This window comes from Rathayibacter sp. PhB186, from assembly GCF_003751825.1.
GTDB classification, from domain to species: domain Bacteria; phylum Actinomycetota; class Actinomycetes; order Actinomycetales; family Microbacteriaceae; genus Rathayibacter; species Rathayibacter festucae.
In genome coordinates, this window is the sequence record NZ_RJKO01000004.1 from 220,657 (window position 1) to 243,600 (window position 22,944).

The window sequence follows — 22,944 nt, forward strand, 5'->3', positions numbered from 1 at the left end:
GCGTCGAAAGAGGAGTCTGCGGACCTGCCTGCTGGCGACGGCGGGTCTCGATACGCCGCGTGCCGCGGCTACTCGACCAGCAGGTGGGGCCGCCTGCCGCGGCCTCCACGACCAGCAGAGGAATCATGCTGATCGAGGAGGCCGCGCAGCGGCCGTATCGAGATCCGCTCTTGTCAGCGCGCCGTGCGGCGCCTCCGGGCGAGGCCGAGCACGAGGGCTCCGCCGGCGAGGAGGGACAGCGCGGCGGCCGAGAGCCAGCCGGTCTCGACACCGGTCGAGGCGAGCGAGCCGGAGCCCGAGCCCGTCCGCGGCGGCACGGCACCGGCGGGGTGCGTCGGCGCGGCCGTGGGCTGCGCGGTCGGCGAGGTGGTGGGCTCGGCCGTCGGCGCATCGGTCGGCTCGGCCGTCGGCACCGGGGTCGGCGTCGCCGCCGCTCCGAACACGTCGGCCGCGGAGCCGAGTGACGCGAGCACCGTCTCGCCGTTCGCGTCGTCGACGCCGTCGTTGTCGGTGACCGCGAAGACCTCGCCGGCGCCGGTGATGCCCAGGCCCTCGAGCTTCTCCTGCGTCCAGCCGTGGCCGGCCTCGAGCGCGGGCAGGACGTCGACGGCGAGCGTCTTCTCCAGCACGGGGAGCTCCTCGCCGATCGCGGCGCCCGGGCCGGTTGGCAGCGGCACCGTGTACACGGCCTTGAGCGCCGCATCCGGTCCGTTGCGCTTGTCGCGCTCGATGACCGCGAGGGTCCCGGCGGGCGTCAGCGTGATCTCGGAGAGGCCGTTCCAGTCGCCCTCGGCGCCGGACGGCGCCTCCAGCGGGTAGCCGAAGAAGCTCCAGCTGCCTGCCGCGACGTCGTAGCGTCCGATTCGGACGATCCCGTCGGCGTCGGTCGACGCCTCCCGCTGCAGTGCGGTCCAGACGATCTCGCCGCCCTCGCCCGCCTCGATCGTGACGCCCTCGAAACCCTGCGAGCCGAGCGCGTCGCCCAGCTCGGCGGGGAGCGCGATCCGCTCGAGCACCGCGGCGGAGGCGTCCAGGCGCAGCAGCGCGTTCTCCGGCCCGGTCGCGCCCTCGGTCACGGCCCAGAAGCCGCCGTCCTCGCGCGCGGCGATGCCCTCGAGGTCGAGGGCTGCCGGCTCACCCGCCTCCGTCACGGTCAGCGTGGAGTCGATCAGCGCCGGGACGACCGAGGTGTCGACCGAGTGGATCGTGCTCGGCGCATACGCGCTGTCGCTCACGGCGTAGAGACGATCCGCGGCGGCCGGGTCGCCCGACAGGCCGGAGAGCGCACCCCACGGCAGCGGCGAGCCGTCGACGTCGGCCGACGCGATGGTCGGGAAGGCCGGGGCGGAGGCGCCGAGCGCGTAGAGCTGCACGCTCGCGCGCACCGCCGCCTCGGCGTCGTCGGTCTCGCTCGAGACGACCAGCAGGTCGCGCTCGGGCAGGGCGAGCAGCCCCTCCGGACCGGGCGTGGACGGCAGCGCCTGCACGAGACGGGGCGCGGTGGGGTCGGAGACGTCGTAGACCGCGACGAAGTTGGCGCGCTCGGCGCCGACGAAGACGTACGGCACGCCGTCGAAGGTCGCCGAGAGCAGTCCCTCCGGCTCGGAGCCCTTCGCGTCGGACCGCTTGTCGGGGTAGAGGCCGAGGCTGACGGCGAGGTGGTCGAAGGTGTTGCCGGCGTCCCAGACCACGGCGCCGGAGGCCGCGTCGAGGATCGACCAGCCGCGGGTGCCGCCCTTCCAGTCGCCCTCGTTCGCGATCGCGACGTGGTCGTCGCCGACCCAGCCGATCGCGTCGGGCTCGCGCGGGACGTCGGTGATCGAGTCGGTCAGCGCGATGCGGTCGTCGTCGAGGGTGTCGATCCCGGAGACGGAGGCGGTGCCGGCCGAGTAGGACGCGGTGACGGTGCGGGTCGCCAGGTCGAGGATCGCGACGGCGTTGTTCTCCTGCAGGGTCACCGCGACGGCGGTGTCGGCGGGGTTGATCGAGACGTACTCGGGCTCCGGGTCGCTCGGGGTGTCGAGGCCCGCGAGGCCGGTGAGCGCGATGTGCTCGGCGACCCAGGCGGACGGGTCGGCGGTGAGGTCCATGACGACGAGCTCGCCCGCGGGGGCCTGCGGGAGGTCGCCCTCCTCGGCGCCCTCGGGCGTGAACTCCTCGTCGCGCTGGTTCTCGATCGCGATGACGGCGAGGTCGCCGGCGGTGGTGACGTCGATGGAGTCGGGCTGGCCGCCGAGCTCGATCGTCGCGACCGGGGCGAGGTCGCTGGCGTGCAGGACGCTGACGTGGCCCGAGGGGTTCGCGAAGTCGCCGTCGGAGGTGTCGACGACCGCGAGCACGTACTCGCCGGTCGCGTAGACCGAGGTGGGCTCGCCGCCGACGCCGACGCCGCCGAGGGGCTTCGGCGCATCCGGGTCGCTGATGTCGAGGACGTTGATCCGCTGGCCGGCGGAGTCGGTGGAGTAGACCAGGCGGCCGTCGGGCGAGGCGCTGGAGATCTCGGCGACGGCGGAGTCGACGGCCGGGTCGGCGGCGTTGAGGTACGCGGGCACCGTGGCGACGCGGGTGAAGAAGGAGTCGCCGGCGGCGGTGGCGGGCAGTGCGGCGCCGACGGTGCAGCTCGCGAGGACGAGGGTGAGCGCGGCGCCGGCGGTGCGGCGGGGGGCGAAGTGACGGGGCACGGGTCTCCTGAGCGGTTTCGAAGGAACCCGCCCACGCTGGCCCCTCCGGGTGAACGCCGCGGCGCGCGCACGTGTCCGGCGGGCGAACGCCCGGGGGCGGCTGGGTCTCGATACGCCGCGTGCCGCGGCTACTCGACCAGCATGGAGCGCCGACGTGCGGGGGATGCATGCTGATCGAGTAGGGCGCGGAGCGGCCGTGACGAGATCCACCTGCGTCAGAAGAGGGGTCTGCAGAGCCGTCCTGCTGGGGACGGTGGGTCTCGATACGCCGCGTGCCGCGGCTACTCGACCAGCATGGAAGGGGGCGTGCCGACCTTGTCCGCGCGGGGGAATGCATGCTGATCGAGTAGGGCGCGGAGCGGCCGTATCGAGATCAGCCCGCGCCAGAAGTGGAGTCTGCAGAGCCGTCCTGCTGAGGACGGTGGGTCTCGATACGCCGCGTGCCGCGGCTACTCGACCAGCATGAATGGGGCCGCGTGCCGCGGCTACTCGACCAGCATGGGTCCGCGCGCCCTCGCCCGTCGGGTCAGCGGGCCGCGAGGCCTGCCGCCGCCGAGCCCCAGCCGGCCAGGGCGGCGCGCACGCGCTCGTCGCGCGCGAGGCCGAGGGCCTCGGCGTAGCCCTCCTCGAGGACGTCGTCGATGCGGACGCGCGCGCCCGTCTCGGAGGAGCGCACCGCCGCCTCGACCATCGCGAGGCTCCGCACGTTCGCGTGCACCTCGCCCGAGGGCACGGCGCCGGTCCCCAGCACGCGCACGAACTCGGCGAGCGAGCCGGCGATCTCCTGCGGGCCGGGCTCGAGCGTCGCGGTCTGCACCGCCTCCGACTCCTGTGCCTGCCAGGAGGGCGCGCCGTCGCCGTCCCAGTGCGCGGTGCCGCCCGCGCCGGTCACGCGCCAGTCGCCGTTCCAGGACGTCTCGAGCCCGTCGGCGCACCAGCTGCCGGTGTAGCTGAAGCGGACGCCGCCGGCGAACTCGAAGACGGCGCTCGCCGCGGCACCGTCGGCGTACCAGCTCCAGCCCGGGTTGTACTCCTCGCAGTAGACGGCGACCGGGTCGCGGTCCAGGACGTAGCGCGCCGCGTCGAAGGCGTGGATCGCCATGTCGACCAGCAGCACGTGCGGCATCTCCTCGCGGAAGCCGCCGAAGTGCGGCGCCTTCGCGAACAGGACCGACGCCGTTCCGAGCTCTCCGAGCCCGGCGACCTGCTCGCGGAACGCCGCGATCGCGGGGTAGTACCGCCGCGACTGGCTGGTCATCAGCAGCCGCCCGGCGACCTCGCTCGTCGCGGCGAGGATCAGCGACTCGGCGATCGTCGGCGCGATCGGCTTCTCCGACAGCACCGGCAGCCCCGCGAAGAGCGCCTCGCTGCTCACCGGCAGGTGCGCGCGCGGCACGGTGACGTTGACGACCGCGTCGGCGCCGGAGCGCGCGGCGACCTCGGCGACGGAGCTGCCGACCGCGATCGGCCCGACCCCCTCCTCCTCGGCGGCCCGCTCGGCGAGCGCGACGTCGAGGTCGACGAGGCCGACCAGCTCGGCGTCGGGGTGGTCGCGGATGGTGCGGATCCACGCGCGCCCCATGGCGCCCGCTCCGACCTGGACGAGACGGACGGTCATCGGACGAGCGCCCCCTGGTAGTCCTCGCCGGCGAAGAACTCGCCGGACTCGTAGCGCTGCAGCACGGGCAGGCGGCGCTCGGGGCGGTCGGAGTGCGCCCACTCGACGCCGTTCGCGATCACGCGGCGGACGTCGGCGTGGTGGTAGACGGGGAAGTCCTGGTCGCCGGGCGAGAAGAAGAAGATCCGGCCGTGGCCGCGCTTCCAGGTCATCCCGGAGCGGAACACCTCGCCGCCGGAGAAGGTGGAGAGGAAGACCAGCTCGTCGGGCGCGGGGACGTCGAAGAACTCGCCGTACATCTCCTGCTGCGGGATCGTGAAGGGGTGCGGCACGCCCTGCGCGATGGGGTGCGTCGGGTCGACGGTCCAGACCATCTCGCGGTCCTCGGCCGAGCGCCAGCGCAGCGTGCAGGTGGTGCCCATCAGCTTCCCGAAGATCTTCGACCAGTGGCCGGAGTGCAGGACGACGAGCCCCATGCCGGAGAGGACGTGGCGCTGCACGCGCTCGACGATCTCGTCGGCGACGGCGTCGTGCGCCATGTGGCCCCACCAGACCAGCACGTCGGTGCCGGCGAGGACCTCCTCGGTGAGGCCGTGCTCGGGCTCGTCGAGCGTGGTGGTCGAGACGGTCGCGCGCTCGCCGAGGTTCTCGGTGATGCCGGCGGCGATCGTCGTGTGCATGCCGTCGGGGTAGATCGCGCGGACCTTCTCCTCGATCTGCTCGTGGCGGTTCTCGCCCCAGACGAGGACGCGGAGGGGAGCGGCGGGTGTGGTCACGGAGGGTCCTTCTTCGTCGGAGGTGTCGAGTGCGCCGGTGCAGCGGTTAAGCGCTTTACCGGCGAGTGCTCCTAGACTGCGGGACACCGCGCCCCCGCGTCAACCGCGGCGGGGCGCGTCGAGCGGAGGGAGACGCGATGGCGACCATGCAGGACGTCGCGCGCCGCGCGGGCGTGTCGATCGCGACCGTCTCCTTCGTCGTCAACGCCAGCAAGCCGGTCTCGCCGGAGACGGCTGAGCGGGTCCGCGAGGCGATGCGCGAGCTCGGCTACCGCCCGCACGCCCTCGCTCGCGCGCTGGCCCGCCGGCGCTCGATGATGATCGCGATCGTCTACCCGCTGGTCCCCTCGCGTCCGCTGAACACCGCGACGACCTTCCTCGCCGGCGCCGCCGAGGCCGCCGCCGAGAGCGGCTACTCGATCGTGCTCTGGCCCACGGTCGGCGGCGCGGAGAAGCTCGCCGATCTGCGCGCCGACGGCCTGCTCGACGGCGTCGTGCTGATGCAGGTGACGTCGGACGACGAGCGGGTGGCGGTCCTGCGCGACTCCGGCACCCCGTTCGCCCTGCTCGGCCGCACCCGCGACCCCTCGGCGCTCGACTGGGTGGACATCGACTTCGAGGGCATGGTCGAGGAGGCGCTCGAGCGCCTGACCGCCCTGGGGCACCGCCGGGTCGCGCTCGTGCTCGGGCCGGAGGGCGGCGCCGACTTCGGCCCCTACGCGCGGACCCGGGAGGCGTTCGAGCGGGCGGCCGCGGCCCGCGGCCTGACCGCCGCGCACCTGCGCTGCGAGGAGACGCCCGCCGGCGGGCGCGCGCTGGCCCGCTCGCTCGACCCGGAGACGGCGACGGCGGTGCTGGTGATCAACGGCGGCGCGGCCGTCGGCTTCGCGCACGAGCTGCGCCACCGCGGCGTGCGGGTGCCCGAAGACCTCTCGATCGTGCTGCTCGCCTCCGACCCCGACGTCGCGGACCTCGCCGCCCCGGCACTCGATCTGCTCGTCGCGCCGGGCCACGCCCTCGGCCGCCGCGGGGTGGAGGCGCTGCTCGCCCGCCTCGCCGATCCGGCCGCGCCGCTGCTGCAGGAGCGCATCGGCGGGCCGTGGCGCCCGGGCGGCTCCGTCGCGGCACCGCGCGGCTGACCCTCGGCGCGTGCGCACCGCGCCGGCCGGTCGACCGTCCCATCGTCCAGGTGGCGCAGACAGGGCATCTGTGGCAGTTCTTGGGTGATCAGCGAATCCTCCAGTCTTCTGCGGAGGATCGCCCGTGCGGGTCGGGCGGCAGGAGGCCTAGCGTGGGAGCACCGTTCCGGCCCGAAGGAGCACCCGGCATGACCCGCGCGACCCGCTCACCCCACCCGCCCGCTCACCTGCCGCCGCGGCTGACCCTCTCGCTCTGGGACTTCTCCTGGTACACGCGGACGATGCCGGGCGAGCCCTTCCACGACCTCGGGCGCGCGTTCGACGAGGCGGTGGAGCGCGGCTGCAACACGGTCCGGATCTGCGCGGCTCCGCTCCTGCTGTTCGGCGACCACTCGATCGACACCTCGCAGCTGCGCTTCTCGAACATGGGCGGTGACGTCGGCCGGGGCACGCGCTGGTACGACGCCGTCGGCGGCGCCGTGCTCGACCTGCGGGCGCGCCTGGTCGAGCTGTTCCGCCAGGCCGCCGCGCACGACGTGTTCGTCATCGTCTCCTCCTGGGAGTACCAGCAGAGCCCCGCGTTCCTCAGCGACTCGTCCTGGCACGACATGCTGGCGGCGATCCCGCCGACCGAGCGCCACGAGGCTCTCGCGCGCGCCGAATCGCGGCTGATCGCCTTCCTCGAGGCCGAGGGGCTGGCCGACCGCATCGCCTACGTCGAGGTGCACAACGAGGTCGACCTGTCCCGGCTGGGCGAGGTGCCGGCGGAGGGGCTCGACACCTTCTGGGCGCAGAAGCCGTACCTGACCGCCGCGCTGGAGATCCTGCAGGCGGATCATCCGGACGTCCTGTCGACCGTCTGCTACGGGATCCCGCCGTACCTCGACCTCGACTCCGTGCCGGAGAACGCGCAGGTCGCGCACGTGCACTTCTACGTCTACGGGGTCCTCGCGGCGCTGGAGGAGTGGGCGGGAGTGCGGGCCGAGCCGCCGGTGTTCCCGAGCGCCGAGCTGAGATCGCTGCTGCGCGAGGGGGCGCCCGAGTTCGACGCCCTGGCGCACACCGTCGAACCGTGGCGGCTCGCGGCGACCGGCATCAGCCCGAGCATGTTCTACGCCTACGACCGGGTCGATCCGGTCGCGTGGGACTCCTGGCTCTACTCGCACTACGGCCGCTACGAGGTCGCGATGCGGGAGGCGATCGACGTCCGGCTGCGCGCGGTGGCGACCTGGGCCCGCCGCCGCGGAGTGCCCGCCGTGGTCGGCGAGGGCTGGATCGGCTACACGCCGCTGGAGGCGGAGTTCGAGGACGGGCCGGCCGGCCGGGTCCTCGCCGGCTACGCCGTCCAGCGCTGCATCGACCTCGGCTACTGGGGCACGCTCGTCGGCTCCAACTCCGCGCCGCAGCACCCGGGCTGGGCGAACGTCGAGCTGCAGCGGCGGCTGAACGGCCTCGTCCTGGCGTCCGGGGAGCTCGGGGAGACCAGGGGGACCGCGCCCGCGCCGCGGTCCTCCGCTCCGCTCAGTTCCGCGTCCGGTACGCGTGCGGAGTCAGGCCGTGGATCCGCTTGAACTGCCGGGCGAAGTAGAAGGAGTCCTCGTAGCCGGCCGCGGCGGCCACCTCGGCGATCGGCCGCTCCGTCATGTCGAGCAGCTCGCGGGCCCGCGCCATCCGCAGCTCGGTCCGGTACTGCAGCACCGGCATCCCGAAGCGGCGCCGGAAGAGGGCCGCGAAGTGCGACGGGCTCAGGCACGCCATCGAGGCGAGCTCCGCCACCTCGATCCGCTCGGCGGGGTGGTCGTGGAGGAACTGCGCGGCCCGGTCGAGGGCGGTGCTGCGCGCGTCGCCGGGCGGGCGGTCCGAGGCGAGGATCGCCAGCAGGTGCCAGGCGGCGCCCGATGCGGCGAGCAGGCTGTTCGTCGTCGAGTCGCAGCCCAGGTGCGTGATCGCCGCCGAGATCAGCGCGACGGCGGCGTAGACGTCGGACAGGGTGCGCACCGGAGCGTCGACCGTGGCGCGTGCGGCCTGCAGGAACTCGGGCAGATCGCTGCCGGCGAGGTGCAGCCACCACAGCGTCCACGGGTCGGCGGCGTCGGCCCCGTAGCCGTGCGGCTCGCCGGGCGGCAGCAGGACGATCTGCCCCGCGGTCACGGCGAAGGTGCCCGCCGCCGTCGTGCACCAGCCGGAGCCCCGGGTGCAGACCAGGACGACGGCGTCCACGATCGGGCTGGTGCGCACTCGTCCGTGCCCGCGCGCCTCGGGGAAGTGGCCGCAGTCGGTGACCAGGAGGTGAGACGTCCCCGGCTGCGTCAGCGCCTCCCGGACGCGGGGACGCGGCAGGACGTGCATCGTCTCGCCCGGGAAGCCCGCCCCGAGGATCGTCGGCGTCCGTGCGCACCGCATCAGCGTTCCGTCCAGAAGTTCCACGGGTTCCGTCCTCCGTCCCGCCTGCGAATCTGATCTTGACTGGGCGGCGTGCTCGATGACAACGCTGCCATTTCCGCCGACAGTACCAGTGGAACGTCCAGGGGAAGCGCTGCGCCGCCTCCCCCTCCGCCCGCTCCGGAGGACGTCGCGTCCAACGACGAGCTCTTCCTCCTCGGTCTGCACCTCGAGGAGCGCCCGCGCTCCGGAGGCGCGCCCGAGCACTACTGGGAGGAGGCGGTCTGGCGGGACCCCGGCGACGCCCGCTGCCGCGTCGCCCTGGCGCGGTCGCTCGCCGCCGCGGGCCGCTTCGACGAGGCGGAGGGCCACCTCCGCTCCGCGATCGAGCGGCTGACCTCACGGGGCGTGGTGCCGGCCGACGGCGAGGCGCACCACCGGCTGGGCGAGCTGCTCGCCCGGCAGGGACGGCCGGAGGAGGCGCTCGAGGCTCTGAGCACGGCGCGGAGGACACCGGCCTGGCGCGTCCCGTCCGGTGTCGCGCTCGGGCGGCTCCTCCTGGCGACGGACCGCCTCGAGGAGGCCGAGGCCGTGCTGCGCGAGGTGCGCGCGATCGACGGGCAGCACGCGCGGGCGACGGTCCTGCTCGCCGTCGTGCTCCGGCGCGGCCGGCGGGCGCAGCAGTCGAGGGCGCTGCTCGAGAGCGTGCTCGCGCGCGATCCGCTCGACCACTGGGCGCGCGACCTCGCCGGCCGCCCGCTCGACGCCGACGCCGACGCACTGCTCGACGTCGCGCTGGAGTACCGCGACGCGGGGCTGCCGGACGACGCACTGCGACTGCTCGCCCTGGCGCTCGCGGCCGATGCCGCGCGGCGCACCCCCGCCGAGCGGACCGGGGTGGTGCCGCTGGTGCACTACCACGCCGCACTGCTGCACGAGCGGCAGGGTCGCCCCGACCAGGCGCGGGCCGCCCGGCGGACCGCGCAGCAGGCGCCGCTCGAGGGCTGCCGCCCGGTCCGCCTCGAGGACGTCGAGGCGCTGGAGGCGGCCGACGCCGAGGACACCACCGCCCGCTTCCTCCTCGGCGGCTGGTACTCCGCGGTGGGCCGCGTCGAGGACGCCTTCGCTGCTACGTGGTCCGCCGCCGCGCACGACCCGAGGGCGTGGGTGCGGGTGGCCGCGCTGCGCGCGCTGGGGGCGGCCTCCTGCACCGCCTACGGCGACGCCGAGGCGGGGCTCGCCTACCTCGAGCGCGCTCGGCACCTCGCCCCCGGCGACGCGGGGCTCCTCGTCGAGTACGACCGGCTCCGGGTGCTCCTCGGGCACGAGGGGCGGCTCGCCCTCCTCGAGGAGAACGAGGCGCTCGTCCTCGAGCGCGACGATCTGACCCTCGAGTACGCGGCGCTGCTGGTCGCGGACGGCCGAGCGGGTCGCGCTCAGGGCCTGCTGCTGGGCCGGGTGCTCGGGCAGGGGGAGGGCCCGGGGAGCCGGGTGCCCGAGGGGCGCGTGCTCGAGGTCTGGGACGCGACGATGATCGCGCTCGCCGACGCGTCGTCGCCCGCCGATGCGCTGACCTTCCTCTGCGCCGCCCTCGCGCCGCCCGCCTGTCTCGGCGAGGAGCGCCCGCAGTCGGCCGTCCCCGCCGGGCTGCTGCTCCGCCGCGGTACCGCGCGGGCGCGCCTCGGCGACGACGCGGGCGCCGCCGACGACTGGGAGGCGGCCGCCGGGCTGACCGGCGACGCCGTGACGGCGCCGCACTACGACGAGCAGACGGTCTCCGCGATCCGCGCGCTCCTGGCGCTCGGGCGCCGCGCCGAGGCCGACCGCCTGACGACGGCCTTCTCGGAGTGGATCGACGAGGAGGCCGCGATCCCGGCCACGGCCGACTGGTCCCGCCCCGGCGAGCTGTTCCCGCCGGAGCCGCAGCAGCAGAAGGACGCGCTGCTGGCGCGCTGCCGCGAGCAGCTCGCCGCACTGGCGGAGGATCGGCGGAGTGAGGGAGGCGCGCCTGGACCTGCGGAGCGGAGCTGACCGCCGAGTCGGGCACCCGCCGTCGTCCAGCGCCGCAGCTGCCGTGCTTCGCGCGCGAGTGGACTCGGAACGGGCTCGTGGCACGTCCCAGAGCCCTCTTCGCGTCCGGTCGCCCGCGTGCCCGCCCGCGAGTGGACGGACGACGGGGTCTGAGCGCAGCCGAAGCCCGTTGCGCGTCCATTCGGGACGACCGCGGCGAGGAGTCCTCGGCCAGGGTCGCTCGACGGGACGGTCCGGCGTGGGCGGGAAGCGCCCTGTCACTGCTGCTCCGTCGGCGCAGTGGCGCCGCGGGGGTCCCCGCTCACCCCGCGTGCGGCAGCAGCACCTCCACCAGGCCGTCGGTGACGCGCGTCTCGAAGCGCGGCTGGGGCGAGGTGGCGGGGCCGCGGACGACCTCGCCGGTCTCGAGCGAGAAGGCGCTCGCGTGCCAGGGGCAGGTGATGCAGGCGTCGGCGCCGGTGCCGCGGAGCTCGCCCTCGTCGAGGGGGCCGGAGAGGTGGCTGCAGACGTTCGAGAGGACGTCGACGCGGTCGCCGCGGCGGACGGCGAGCAGCGGGGTCTCGGCGACGGTCCTCTTCACGGGGGAGTCCTGCGGCAGCTCGGCGAGCGGGCCGAGGGGCTGCCAGCCGGTCGGGAAGCGGTGCGGCACGTCCTCGGTGTGATTCGCGCCGGCCGCCTGGCGGTAGCTGAGGTGGCCGCCGAGGTAGCCGCCGCCGGAGACGACGGCGAGGCCGAGCGCGCTGAGCACCTTCCCGCTGGTGCGCCGCCCGCGCACGCGCTGGACGAAGGATGCGGTGTAGAGGACGGTCCCGGCGACGTTGGCCGCCGCGTGGACGAGCCCGACGCGCTTCTGCTGCTCGTGCAGCTCGGACCAGTCGGTGTAGCCGGCGGCGGCGGTGGGCAGCACGCTGACGATCCCCAGGCCGATGAGGGTGCGCGCCGCGCGCTCGTTGCCGGGCAGCAGATCGAGGACCGCCGCCGACACCCACGCGCCGGTCGGCACGAGCACGAGCAGCGGATGCACCGGGTGCCCGATCGGGACGCCGTGCAGCACGTCCCGCACGGGCTGCGGCCGGATGACCGCGTCGACCACCTTCTTGACCCGGTCGACGAGCGGATCGAGGGCGGCCACGTTCTCGAGACGGCTGACGAGACGGACGAGCTTCACTTCGCGCATGCACCAGGGCACCCCGTGCTCGGGTGGCGCGGCAAGGGGGTTGCGATCCGGGAGGGGCCGTTCCGCTCACGTCGGAGGACCGCGTCTCCGGACCGGCACTGCCGAGGAGGGCGGGTCTCGATACGCCCCTGCGGGGCTACTCGACCAGCATGGTCAGGCAGCGGCCGCCTTTCCCTCCCGATCACATGGTGCTGCAGATGGCGCCTTGTGATCGGGCAGCGCGCGCAGCGCCCCGCCGTGATGATCGCGCAGTGCCCCGCCGTGCTGATCGCGCGGTGCGCCCTTTCAGGCTGAGCGAGCAGTGCGCGCAGCGCGCCCTCTCCATGCTGATCGAGTAGCGCGCGCAGCGCGCGTATCGAGATCCGCCCCCGTCGAGACGGCGGCCTGCAGCCCCGCCGGCGTCAGCCGGCCGACGTGAAGAAGGCCTCGATCGCGCGGGTCAGGGCGACGAGGTCGTCGACGTGGGCGAGCTCGCGCGCGGAGTGCATCGACAGCAGCGGGACGCCGACGTCGACGGTCGAGATCCCGAGCCGGGTGGCGGTGAGCGGCCCGATCGTGGAGCCGCAGGGGACCGTGTTGTTCGAGACGAACTCCTGGAACTCCACTCCGGCCCGCGCGCACACGCCGGCCCAGAGCGCGGCGCCGCGGGCATCGGTCGCGTAGCGCTGCGAGGCGTTGATCTTGAGCAGCGGGCCCTTGCCGGCGACCGGCTGGTTCACCGGGTCGTGCTTCTCCGGGTAGTTCGGGTGCACGGAGTGGCCGGCGTCGGCGGAGAAGCACCAGGACCGCGCCATCGCCCGGGCGCGCTCGTCGACACCCGCGCCGAGCGCGGCGCCGACGCGGGTGAGGACGTCCTCGAGGAAGGGCCCGCTCGCTCCGGAGCGGCTGGCCGAGCCGAGCTCCTCGTGGTCGAAGGCGGCGAGCATGCTGATGTGCCCCGGCGCGGCGGCGGCGTCCGCATCCGTGCCGCTCGCCGCGAGCAGCGCCACGAGTCCCGCGTGCACCGAGCTGAGGTCGTCCATCCGCCCGGCCGCGAAGAGCGCGTCGTCGAGGCCGAAGCGCGCGGGCGGCTGGGTGTCCGCGGTGATGAGGTCGTAGCCGGTGATGTCGGCGGCGCCGTCGAGCCCGGCCTTCGCGGCGAGGATCTCGAGCAGGTCGTTCCCGTCCGCGTCGCCCAGGCCGTAGACGGGGACGGTGTGCTTCTGCCGGTCGAGCTTCAGGCCGTCGTTCGCCTCGCGGTCGAGGTGGATCGCGAGCTGCGGGATGCGCAGGAACGGGCCGGTGCGCACGAGCACCTCGGCGCCGTCGCGGGTGACGATGCGGCCGGCCAGCTCGAGCTCGCGGTCGAGCCAGGAGTTGAGCAGCGGTCCGCCGTAGACCTCGACGCCGGCCTGCAGCCAGCCCTTCGACTCGACCGTCGGCCGGGGCTTGAGCTTGAAGCCGGGGGAGTCGGTGTGCGCGCCGAGGATGCGGAACGGCGTCACCGCGGTGGCCCCGGCCGGGACGTGCCAGGCGATGACCGCCCCGTCGCGGAGGACGAAGTAGCGCCCGGGCTCCGAGGGCCACGCGGCGGTCTCGTCGACGGACTCGAACCCCGCCGCCGCCAGTCGCCGCGCGGTCTCCGCCGCGGCGTGGAAGGAGGAGGGCGAGGCGGTGAGGAACTCGGCGAAGTCGGCGAGGTGGTCGGCGCGGGAGGTCATCGACTCATTCAAGCAGGGCGGGCGAGGCCCGGCGGCAGCAGCTCGGCGAGCGGGATCGAGCCGGTCGACTTCGTGGTCACGCCATGGCAGCCGCAGCCGGCGGGCGGACGGTCACGCCGGCGACCGCACAGCGCCCAGATCCCGCCGCGCCAGCCACCCCTTCGACCGCCGCAGCCCCTCCTCCAGCGTCGCCTCACTCTCCTCGTCGACGCAGATCCACCCGGCGTACCCCGCCCGCCCGAGCGCCTTCAGCACCCCGCCCAGGTCGAGCACGCCCTCCCCGGCGACCCGCCACTCCCCATCCCGCCCGACCGGGATCGAGTAGTCCTTCAGGTGCAGGTTGTCCACGAAGGCCCCGAACTCGTCGATGAAGCCCGGCAGGTCCTCGACCCCCGAGCGCGCCAGATGCGCCGTGTCGACGGTCAGCCCGAGCACCCCCGGCTCCCTCCCGTCGAAGAACTCGCGGAAGTCCGCGAGCTCCATCACCGGCTGGTCCGTGTGGTGGTGCAGCGAGAACGCCACGCCGGCGTCCCGCGACCGAGAGGCGATATCGGTCAGCGTCGAGGCGAACGAGCGCCGCATCGCAGCATCCACCCCCTCGTGCGGATGCCCGTGGCAGAACACGATCCGCTCGGCCCCCACCGCCGCGGCGAACGCGATGGTCGCCGCGATCCGCTCCTGCCCCGCCTCGTCCAGAGAATCCCCGGTGATCAGCGCCGAGTAGATGCCCGGATCCTCTCCCAGCGAGGCGAGGGCACGAGAGGGATCACCCACGTACTCGGCGTACTGCGCCCCTTTCAGCTGCAGTCCTTCGTACCCCTCCGCCCGGAAGCTCGACACCAGCACCGGAACCTCCGCCGGCTCCAAGAACTTCGAGAACGCCAGCCGCGACACGCTCATTCTCCGATCACCTCGCGCTCGGCCGTGTCGAACACGATGAGCAGCTCGCACTCCTCGTCGCCGATGTTCACGGCGTTGTGGGTGGCGCCGAGAGGGATCGAGATGGTGTCGCCGGGGCCCATCTCTACGTAGTCGTCGTTCACCCGGTTGCGGATTCGGCCGCGGATCACGGTGAGCACCTCGTCGCAGTTGGGGTGGTGGTGCACGGGGTTGTTGCGGCCGGGCTGGATGAAGCACTTGCCGACGGTGAGGACGTCGGAGTTCCCCTCCGAGCCGGCGATCATCCACTCGAGCCGGCCCCATTCCTGCGGGACCGTGGTGGCGCCTCCGGCGGGCACGAAGCCGCCGCGGCGGGTCTGGTTCTCGATCATGTCGTCTCCTTCGTCGTAGTCGATACGTCATCAAGGGGCGCCCGGCCCGGACAGGCCGGGCGCCGAGAGCGTCAGCCCCCGAGCTGCGCGACCTTCGCGTCCAGCGCCGCGCCGACCTCCGCCGGAGTCAGCTGCCCCTGCGCCATCAGCTGCAGCTGCGCGACCATCTCGACGTTCAGCGCGTCCTGGTAGCGCGGCCAGGCGGCCTGCGGCAGGTACACCCGGTCCTCCTGCAGGGCGAGCAGGTTGGGTGCGAGGTGCTCGTCGATCGCGGGCTCGTAGTTGGTCGTCGTCGTCATCGAGTTCGTCGCCTTCTGGAAGGCGGCGACGCCCTCGGGGCTGGCGAGGAAGCCGAGGAACGCCTGCGCGGCCTCCGGCTGCTTCGCCTTCGCGTTGATCACCCAGCCGGGCGAGGCGTTGCCCGAGAACCAGGGCTCGCCGTCGGGCTGCGGGAAGCCCGCGATCTCCCAGTTCAGGTCGGGGTTCAGCTCCGGCACCTTCGTGACGTTCCACGGACCCATCGGGATCATCGCGGCGCGCCCGGTGACGAACTCCTCCAGCACCTGGTCGCCGTTCACTCCGACGACGTCCTGCGAGATCAGGCCCTCGTCGAACAGCTCGGCCCATTGGCCCAGCGGCTCCGCCCAGTTCTCCTCGAAGGAGCCGCCGCCGTCGAAGGCGTCGAGATCGCTCACGCCGTTGCGGGCGTTCGCGGCGCCGACGCTTGAGGCGATGCTGTCGGGCAGCGCGCTCCACGGCTCGAGGTACGGGGTCGTGCCGGTCTCCTTGATGTCGCGCAGCAGCTGCACGAAGTCGTCCCACTCGGTCGGGAACTCGTCGTAGCCGAGCGACGCCACGAGATCCGTGTCGTAGGCGAGCCCCGTCGACCAGGACGAGATCGAGAGTCCGTAGGTGCGCCCGTCCCTGCCGCGGATCTCCTTGTTCAGGGGCGCGACGACGTCCATGTAGGGCTCGTCGGTGATGTCGACGACGAGCTCGCCGTCGATGAGGTTCGTCTTGTTCTCGGAGCCCATCACGAAGACGTCGGCGGCGGTGCCGGCCAGCAGCCGGTTCTGCAGCGTCGAGATGTACTCGGCCACCGGAGGGGCGTGCGAGACCTCGACGCGGATGTCGGGGTTCGCCTCCTCGAAGGCGGCGACCACCGGCTCCATGACCTCGGGGTTGTCCCAGGTCATGAAGGTGAGGGTCGTGCGGCCGTCGCCACCGGCGGCGGAGCAGCCGCTGAGCACGAGGGCGAGCGCGACACCGCCGAGGAGCGCGGTGCGCAGTCGGGTGCGGGTGCGGGATCTGTGCGTCATTGCAGGATTCGCTTTCTGGAAGAGAGAGGAGAAGGAGAGGAGAGGGAGGGAGAGGTCAGCCCTTGACGCTGCCGGCGAGGAGGCCGTTCACGATGTGCCGCTGCATGGCGACGAAGAAGATCACCATCGGGATCAGAGCGAGGACGGAGAGGGCGAGGAACGCCGGCCAGTCGACCGAGAACTCGCCGACCGCCTTGTACACCTGCAGCACCAGCGTCTGGTTCTGCGGGGAGCTGAGGAAGACGACCGGGGTGAGGAAGTCGTTCCACACCCACATCGTCTGGAACACGCCGACCGTGATCAGGATCGGGCGGATGAGGGGGAGCGCAATGCGCCAGTAGATCTGGAACGGGCTCGCGCCGTCGAGCTTGGCGGCCTCGATCATCTCGCCCGGAATGGTGCGCATGTAGCCGACGATCAGGAAGTAGCAGAAGACCGATCCCGCGGTGTACATCAGGATCAGCCCCCACAGCGAGTCGACGAGGCCGAGCTGTGCGAAGAGCCGGTAGAGCGGGATCAGCGTCACCTGCCCGGGCACGAGGAAGGCGATCACGAAGACGATCGTGACGAACCGCGATCGGCGCAGGATCACCGAGAAGGCGGCCAGCGAGCCGATCAGCAGCATCAGCACGATCGAGACCGCGGTGACCAGCAGGGTGTTGCCGAAGGCCTGGACGATCGGCACGCTCTCGAGCACGCGGGTGTAGGTGTCGAGCCGCCAGACCGTCGGCAGCGCGAGCGGAGCGGCGGCCGTCTCGGCCTGCGTCTTGAACGTGTTGACGACGATGTAGTAGAAGGGCAGGCCGACGATCAGCGCCAGCGGCAGCATGATCGCGCTGGTGAGCAGGGCGCCCGGCCGCAGGACCTCCGAGCGCCGGGCGGCGGTGCGGGCGGGGGCAGGAGTGCTCGCCGGATCGGGGGCGGTCGCGGGCGCGGGAGCGGCGACGGTGCGGCTCATGACGTCCTCCGTTCGAGTCGGTTCGAGAGCAGGAGCTGCACGGCGACGATCGCGCCGACGAGCAGCATGAAGACGACCGCGAGGGCGGAGGCGCGCCCGAACTGGGCCTGCGAGATGCCGTTCTGGATGATCGTCTGCGTGATCGTGTTCGTCGAGAATCCGGGTCCGCCGCTGGTCAGCGTGAACGGCAGCTCGTAGACCTTGAGGCCGCTGGTCATCAGCAGCAGGCAGCTGATCGTCAGCGCCGGGGTGAGCAGCGGAACGGTGATGTGCCGGAACTTCTGCAGCGCGCTCGCCCCGTCCACCGTCGCGACCTCGTAGAGATCGGCCGGGATGGACTGCAGGTAGGCGAGGTAGAGGATCGCGTGCCAGCCGGCGGTCGACCACACCCCCACGACGATCACCGAGAGCTGGGCGAGGGCGGAGTCGGACAGCCACGGCACGGGTCCGATGCCGAGGGTGCTCCGCAGCAGCGAGTTCAGGGCGCCGGAGCCGAGCGGCGAGAGGATGAACCCCCAGACGAGGCCGAGGATCGCGACGCTCGGGATCGACGGGAAGAAGAAGACCGAGCGGACGAAGTTCCGGCCGAGGAAGGCCCGGTTGAGCACGACCGCGGCCGGGATCGCGATCACCGTGACGAGGACCGTCGTGCCGAGCGTGAAGAGGATCGTGAAGCCGAGGCCGGCGATCATCGACGGGTCGGTGAAGATCGCCGCGTAGTTGTCGAGGCCGACGAAGGACACCTCGGTGCTGTAGCCGCCGAAGTCGGTGAAGCTCCAGTAGAGCGACTGCACCAGCGGATACGCGAACAGCACCGCGAACACGATGAGCAGCGGGATCGCGAAGGCGCGGACCTGGAGGACCTCCCGGAACGCCGCGACGGGAGTGCGCGCCGGCGGGGTCACCGCGGGCGGCGGCGCGGGCGTGCGCCGCGGCGGCTCCAGCACCGTGGTCATGGCAGGAGCCCGTCCACCAGATCGATCGGCGCACCCGTCTCGGCCGAGCGATAGGCCCCGTCGATCAGCGACACCGTCTTGAGGTTGTCGCGGCCGGAGTTGGGCGCCTCGACCCCGGTCTCGACGGCGTCGAGGAGGCCGGCCAGCGCACCGTAGGCGGTGAGCGGCTTCGCCTCGCCCGTCGACAGCGGGTTCTCGATCCGCTCCGTGCCGTCGGGGCCGGCGAGGACGATGCCGCCGCCGGTGATGTGCAGGGTGCCCTCGTCGCCCAGGACGATGGTGTCCCACTGGGTGATCCAGCTCGAGAAGCTGTCGGTGTAGGTGACGGTGACGTCGCCGAAGCGGATCTGCAGGTTCGCGTCGGTCTCGCCGACGGCGGGCACGGACGGCGACGAGAACGTGGTGGCTGTGAGCCAGGTGGCGTCCTGGTCGATCAACCGGCGGAAGCCGTCGAGCCAGTGCACGCCCATCACCATCAGAGCGTGGTGGGGCTGATCGTTGCGCCAGCCCTCGTCGACGCGGTGCATCAGCTCGCGGTGGTTGATCACGCGGACCCGCCCGATCCGGCCCGCCTGGATCAGCTCGCGGGCCAGCTCGAAGCCGTAGTGCTCGCGGAAGTTCTGGTCGACCGCCAGCTGCACTCCCGCCTCGTCGGTGATGCGGACCAGCTCGCGCGCCTCGTCGATCCCGTCGGCGAAGGGCTTCTCGACCAGGAGGTGCTTGCCGGCCGCGGCGAGCTCGCGGACGGTCTCGAGCCGGACGTGGCTGGGCGTGCAGACCACGGCGACGTCGAAATCGACGGCCGCGAGGGCCTCCGCGATGCTGGCGAAGGCGCTCGGCACGCCGTAGGTCGAGACGGCCCACTCGCGCCGCTCGGGCGAGGGGTCGATCACGGCGACCACGTCGATCCGCTCGGGCCGCAGGCGGAAGCCGTCGAAGTGCATCTCGCTCACACCGCCGGCGCCCACCACCGCGATGCGGTGCCGTCTCGTCTGCTCCGCGCTGTCGGTCTGTCCTGCGCTGTCGTTCATCCGGACCTCCTCGTCGGACGACGAGGTCAGGGTGTTCGACCTCGGCGTCGAGCGGCACGGTCGCCGCTTCGAGTTCAGCCTGGAGGGCCGATCCGATCGAGAAGAGAGCCAATACGGGCACGTTGGCCCACGGGACGCCCTCAGTCGGGAAGCGTGTTCCAGGTAGCGGCCAGGATCTCGATCCCGGCCCGCGTGAGCGCCGGATCGTTGGCGTAGGAGATCCGGACGTGGTCGTCGAGGCGGTCGTCGACGCTGAAGGTCGGACCCGGCAGGATCCGCACTCCCGCCCGCTCCGCCCGCTGAGCGAGGGCCGTCGCGCGAGGCTCGGGGAGCTTGATCCAGAGCGAGCCGCCGCCCTGCGGGATCTGCGGCGACCAGCTCGGCAGGTGCTCCGCCACCGCGTCGAGCACCAGGCGCCGGTGCTCCGACAGCAGGAGCAGCCGCTCGTCGCGAGCGCGCTCGATCCGCCCGAGCAGCCGCGCGGCCACGATCTGCGCGAGGACCGAGGTGCCCAGATCCTCCCCGCCCTTCACCGCGGCGAGCTCGGCCACGAGGTCCGGCCGGGCGCGCAGCCAGCCGACGCGCAGCCCGCCCCAGAACGACTTGCTCACCGAGCCGACGGTCATGATCGACTCCCCGCCCGCGGCGAGCGGGATGGGGCGGCGCTCGCCGTCGATGACCGTGTCGGCGAGCGTCGCGTCGTCGATGACCGGGACGCTGTGCCGCGCCGAGAGGGTGGCCAGGCGGCTCCGGCGGAAGTGGTCGAGCACCGAGCCCGTCGGATTCTGCGCCGTGGACTGCACGACGATCAGCACCGGCTTCAGGGCGACGGTCAGCTTCGCGAGCTCGTCGACGTCGATGCCGTCCGGCCCGGAGGTCACGCCGACCAGGCGCGCGCCCAGCGCCTTGAGCGATTCGATGGCCCCGCGGAAGGTCGGCTCCTCGACGAGCACCGTGGCGCCCGGGGCGACGAACACCGCGGCAGCGAGCCGGAGGGCCTGCTGCGCCCCGGAGGTGATCAGGATGTGCTCCGGCATCGTCGGCAGTCCGAGGTCGGTGTAGTACCCGGCGACCGCCAGCCGGAGCTCGGCGAGACCCGCCGGGATGTAGCCGTGGCCCGCCACGAGATCGCGGGTGCGCGAGCTGTCGATCGCGTTGAACTCGTCCGCGACCATCGGCAGGCCGGGCAGCGCCGCGCTCCGCAGATCGATGCGGTCGACGGCCGCGGCCTCACCGACGAAGGACCGGAGGCGGTCGCCGCCACGACTGGTCTGCGGGTGCCGTGACGCGCTGACGTACGTCCCGTCGCCCCGTCGGCTCGAGAGCAGACCCTCGGCGCGGAGGTCGTCGAGTGCCTTGGTCACCGTGTTGCGGCTCACGCCGAGCGCCGCGCCGAGGATCCGCTCGGACGGCAGCCGCGATCCCGACGGCAGCGCCCCGCTGCGGATGAGCGTGCGCAGCGCCGCGGCGAGTTCCTCATGCAGCGCGCTCTCACCCTGCTGCCACTCGCCGAGCAGCCGGAGGAGCCGGTTCGCGCCGACCGCGACCAATCGGAAGGCATTGGCACTCGCTGCCTGATACGTCATCGGCACATCATGGGAGCAATCCCCGGCCGGGTCAATCGACCGATGGCGACGGGGCCGGAGGAGGAAGGACCTCGCGATGCCGCACACCGTCGTGTTGCTCGGAACGCTCGACACCAAGGGCGAGGAGTACGCGTTCCTCCGAGACCGCCTGAGATCGGCGGGCGTCGACTCGATCGTGATCGACGCCGGAGTGCTCGGCGCACCGGGACTCGCGCCGGACATCGACCGCGACACGGTGGCCCGCGCCGGCGGCTCGAGCGCTGCGGCGCTCGCCGCCGCGGGGGACCGGGGCGCCGCGATGGCCGTCATGGCGGCCGGAGCGACGGCCGTCGTCCGCGACCTCGTCGCGCAGGGCTCCGTGCAGGGCGCGCTCGCGCTCGGCGGGACGGGTGGCACCTCGCTGGCCGCGACCGCGTTCGGTGCGCTGCCGCTGGGCTTCCCGAAGCTGATCGTCTCGACGGCCGCGTCGGGAGCGACCGAGCAGTACGTCGGGAGCAGCGACCTGATCCTCGCGCCCTCGGTCGTCGACATCGCCGGGCTGAACCGGATCTCGCTGCGCATCCTCGCCAACGCCGCGGCGGCGATGGCCGGGATGGTCACCGCTGAGCCCGTTCCCGACGACGGCGTGCGCCCGATGATCGCCGCCAGCATGTTCGGCGTGACGACCCCGTGCGTGACCCGGGCGCGCGAGCGGCTCGAGGAGCTCGGCTACGAGGTGCTCGTCTTCCACATGACCGGCTCGGGCGGGCGAGCGATGGAGTCGCTGATCCGGCAGGGCTTCTTCGCCGGGGTGCTCGACCTGACGACGACCGAGCTGGCCGACGAGCTCGTCGGCGGAGTGTTCTCGGCGGGGCCCGACCGCCTGCGCGCCGCGGCCGCCGTCGGCGTGCCGCAGGTGGTCTCCGTCGGCGCGCTCGACATGGTGAACTTCGGCGCCGTCGACACGGTCCCGGAGCGCTTCCACGAGCGTCGGCTGCACGTGCACAACTCGAGCGTCACGCTGATGCGGACGACGGCCGCGGAGTGCGCCGAGCTGGGCGCGCGCCTGGCCGCGCGGGTCGCGGAGTCCTCCGGGCCCACCACCGTGCTGCTCCCGCTCGGCGGAGTCTCGGCGATCGCCGTTCCCGGCGGTCCCTTCTCCGACGGCGAGGCCGACGACGCGCTCTTCGGAGCGGTCCGAGCCGGACTCGCCGGCTCCCCGGTCGAGCTCGTGGAGCTCGACACAGACATCAACGATCCGGCCTTCGCCGAGGCGGCCGTCGCCCGGCTGCACGCCGCGATCACCGCACCCCGCACACCGACCCTCCAGGGAGCGCACTCATGACCTTCGTCGCCCGCACCGACATCCTCGACCGTCTCCGCACCAAGGTCGCCCTCGGCGAGCCGATCGTCGGGGCCGGCGCTGGCACCGGCCTCTCGGCGAAGTGCGAGGAGGACGGCGGGGCCGATCTGATCATCATCTACAACTCCGGCCGCTTCCGGATGGCGGGCCGCGGCTCGCTCAGCGGCCTGCTCGCCTACGGCAACGCGAACGACATCGTCGTCGACATGGGGCGCGAGATCCTCGGCGTGCCGCAGCGCACGCCCGTGCTCGCCGGGGTGAACGGCACGGATCCGTTCCTCGACGTGCCGCGCTTCCTCCGGCAGCTGAAGGACCAGGGATTCTCGGGCATCCAGAACTTCCCGACCGTAGGACTGATCGACGGCAACTTCCGCGCCAACCTCGAGGAGACGGGGATGGGCTACGACAAGGAGGTCGAGCTCATCCGCGCCGCGCGGGCCGAGGACCTGCTGACCACGCCGTACGTCTTCTCCGAGGAGGACGCGGTCGCGATGACCGAGGCGGGCGCCGACGTCGTCGTGGTGCACCTGGGTCTGACCACCGGCGGCTCGATCGGCGCCGAGACCGCACGGACCCTGGACGACGGCGTCCAGCTGGCCACGGCCTGGGCGGCCGCGGCCCGCCGCGTCCGCAGCGACGTGATCGTACTCGTGCACGGCGGCCCCGTCGCCGAGCCGGAGGACGCGCAGTACGTGCTCAGCAACGCAGTCGGCCTCGACGGCTTCTACGGCGCCTCCTCCATGGAGCGGCTGCCGACCGAGCGCGCCCTGACGGAGCAGGTGCGGCGCTTCACGTCGCTGACGCTCCCGGCGCCGGCACCGGCACCGGCACGCTGAGGACTCCGGCGCCTGGCGCCTCGAGGTCCGGCTGTCACGGCATGATCGCGTCGATGTACCCGCCGTCCACCGGACCGCGGTCCCGTAGTGGGCTGAGGCCGGCGGGGATACCGGAGGCGCCGCCGTGTTCACGATCGGCGT

The 22,944-nt window shown here is 73.1% G+C and carries 18 protein-coding genes; 5 read left to right on the forward strand and 13 right to left on the reverse strand.

Annotated features, from left to right (window positions below; translation table 11 throughout):
• Positions 1-173: 173 nt before the first annotated feature.
• From EDF45_RS12795 to EDF45_RS12805, 3 genes are all read right to left on the reverse strand, one after another.
• Complete coding sequence (locus EDF45_RS12795; protein ID WP_123736397.1) at positions 174-2,681, reverse strand: esterase-like activity of phytase family protein; 2,508 nt, start codon at positions 2,679-2,681, stop codon at positions 174-176.
• Between the two features lie 526 nt (positions 2,682-3,207).
• Entirely contained in the window at positions 3,208-4,299 is a 1,092-nt protein-coding gene (locus tag EDF45_RS12800; RefSeq protein ID WP_123736396.1) for a Gfo/Idh/MocA family protein, read from the reverse strand.
• Complete coding sequence (locus tag EDF45_RS12805) at positions 4,296-5,075, reverse strand: ThuA domain-containing protein (protein ID WP_123736395.1); 780 nt, start codon at positions 5,073-5,075, stop codon at positions 4,296-4,298. The genes EDF45_RS12800 and EDF45_RS12805 overlap by 4 nt, the downstream gene beginning before the upstream one ends.
• A 137-nt stretch (positions 5,076-5,212) precedes the next feature.
• Between EDF45_RS12805 and EDF45_RS12810 the strand changes: the two genes are divergently transcribed.
• Together EDF45_RS12810 and EDF45_RS12815 are read left to right on the forward strand one after the other, a co-directional pair.
• Positions 5,213-6,214, forward strand: a complete 1,002-nt coding sequence (locus EDF45_RS12810; RefSeq protein WP_123736394.1) for a LacI family DNA-binding transcriptional regulator — start codon at positions 5,213-5,215, stop codon at positions 6,212-6,214.
• A gap of 188 nt (positions 6,215-6,402) precedes the next feature.
• Positions 6,403-7,785 (forward strand): cellulase-like family protein, encoded by a 1,383-nt coding sequence (locus EDF45_RS12815; RefSeq protein WP_123736393.1) that lies wholly within the window; start codon positions 6,403-6,405, stop codon positions 7,783-7,785.
• On the opposite strand, the gene EDF45_RS12820 is transcribed toward EDF45_RS12815, so the two are convergent.
• Positions 7,736-8,641: an AraC family transcriptional regulator gene (locus EDF45_RS12820; RefSeq protein WP_221181117.1), complete on the reverse strand. Its 906-nt coding sequence runs from the start codon at positions 8,639-8,641 to the stop codon at positions 7,736-7,738. The two genes, EDF45_RS12815 and EDF45_RS12820, sit on opposite strands and share 50 nt — an antisense overlap.
• 48 nt (positions 8,642-8,689) lie before the next feature.
• On the opposite strand from EDF45_RS12820, the gene EDF45_RS12825 reads away from it, so the two are divergent.
• Entirely contained in the window at positions 8,690-10,627 is a 1,938-nt protein-coding gene (locus EDF45_RS12825; RefSeq protein WP_123736392.1) for a tetratricopeptide repeat protein, read from the forward strand.
• 301 nt (positions 10,628-10,928) lie between these two features.
• Here the strand turns inward: EDF45_RS12825 and EDF45_RS12830 are convergent, their stop codons facing one another.
• From EDF45_RS12830 to EDF45_RS12870, 9 genes are all read right to left on the reverse strand, one after another.
• Positions 10,929-11,804 carry a Rieske 2Fe-2S domain-containing protein gene (locus EDF45_RS12830; protein WP_123736391.1) on the reverse strand — a complete coding sequence of 292 codons (876 nt, stop codon included), beginning with the start codon at positions 11,802-11,804 and terminating at the stop codon, positions 10,929-10,931.
• Positions 11,805-12,205: 401 nt separating this feature from the next.
• Positions 12,206-13,504 (reverse strand): M18 family aminopeptidase, encoded by a 1,299-nt coding sequence (locus EDF45_RS12835; RefSeq protein ID WP_123736390.1) that lies wholly within the window; start codon positions 13,502-13,504, stop codon positions 12,206-12,208.
• A 111-nt stretch (positions 13,505-13,615) separates the two neighbouring features.
• Complete coding sequence (locus EDF45_RS12840) at positions 13,616-14,404, reverse strand: sugar phosphate isomerase/epimerase (protein ID WP_123736389.1); 789 nt, start codon at positions 14,402-14,404, stop codon at positions 13,616-13,618.
• The gene (locus EDF45_RS12845; RefSeq protein ID WP_123736388.1) at positions 14,401-14,775 is read right to left on the reverse strand and encodes a cupin domain-containing protein; all 375 of its coding nucleotides are present in this window, start codon (positions 14,773-14,775) and stop codon (positions 14,401-14,403) included. The genes EDF45_RS12840 and EDF45_RS12845 overlap by 4 nt, the downstream gene beginning before the upstream one ends.
• A gap of 71 nt (positions 14,776-14,846) precedes the next feature.
• Entirely contained in the window at positions 14,847-16,094 is a 1,248-nt protein-coding gene (locus EDF45_RS12850; protein WP_123736387.1) for an ABC transporter substrate-binding protein, read from the reverse strand.
• Positions 16,095-16,149: 55 nt separating this feature from the next.
• On the reverse strand, positions 16,150-17,052 hold the full coding sequence (locus tag EDF45_RS12855; protein WP_123736386.1) for a carbohydrate ABC transporter permease: 903 nt from the start codon (positions 17,050-17,052) through the stop codon (positions 16,150-16,152).
• A complete protein-coding gene (locus tag EDF45_RS12860) occupies positions 17,049-18,008 on the reverse strand; it encodes a carbohydrate ABC transporter permease (protein ID WP_123736385.1) in 960 nt (319 codons plus the stop codon). The genes EDF45_RS12855 and EDF45_RS12860 overlap by 4 nt, the downstream gene beginning before the upstream one ends.
• Entirely contained in the window at positions 18,005-19,039 is a 1,035-nt protein-coding gene (locus EDF45_RS12865; RefSeq protein WP_123736384.1) for a Gfo/Idh/MocA family protein, read from the reverse strand. The genes EDF45_RS12860 and EDF45_RS12865 overlap by 4 nt, the downstream gene beginning before the upstream one ends.
• Before the next feature lie 140 nt (positions 19,040-19,179).
• Positions 19,180-20,625: a PLP-dependent aminotransferase family protein gene (locus tag EDF45_RS12870; RefSeq protein ID WP_123736383.1), complete on the reverse strand. Its 1,446-nt coding sequence runs from the start codon at positions 20,623-20,625 to the stop codon at positions 19,180-19,182.
• Between the two features lie 76 nt (positions 20,626-20,701).
• Here EDF45_RS12870 and EDF45_RS12875 point away from each other — a divergent pair, with 76 nt between their 5' ends.
• Both EDF45_RS12875 and EDF45_RS12880 read left to right on the forward strand, forming a co-directional pair.
• Complete coding sequence (locus EDF45_RS12875; protein ID WP_123736382.1) at positions 20,702-21,949, forward strand: Tm-1-like ATP-binding domain-containing protein; 1,248 nt, start codon at positions 20,702-20,704, stop codon at positions 21,947-21,949.
• Positions 21,946-22,803 (forward strand): phosphoenolpyruvate hydrolase family protein, encoded by an 858-nt coding sequence (locus tag EDF45_RS12880; protein ID WP_123736381.1) that lies wholly within the window; start codon positions 21,946-21,948, stop codon positions 22,801-22,803. The genes EDF45_RS12875 and EDF45_RS12880 overlap by 4 nt, the downstream gene beginning before the upstream one ends.
• Positions 22,804-22,944: the final 141 nt, after the last annotated feature.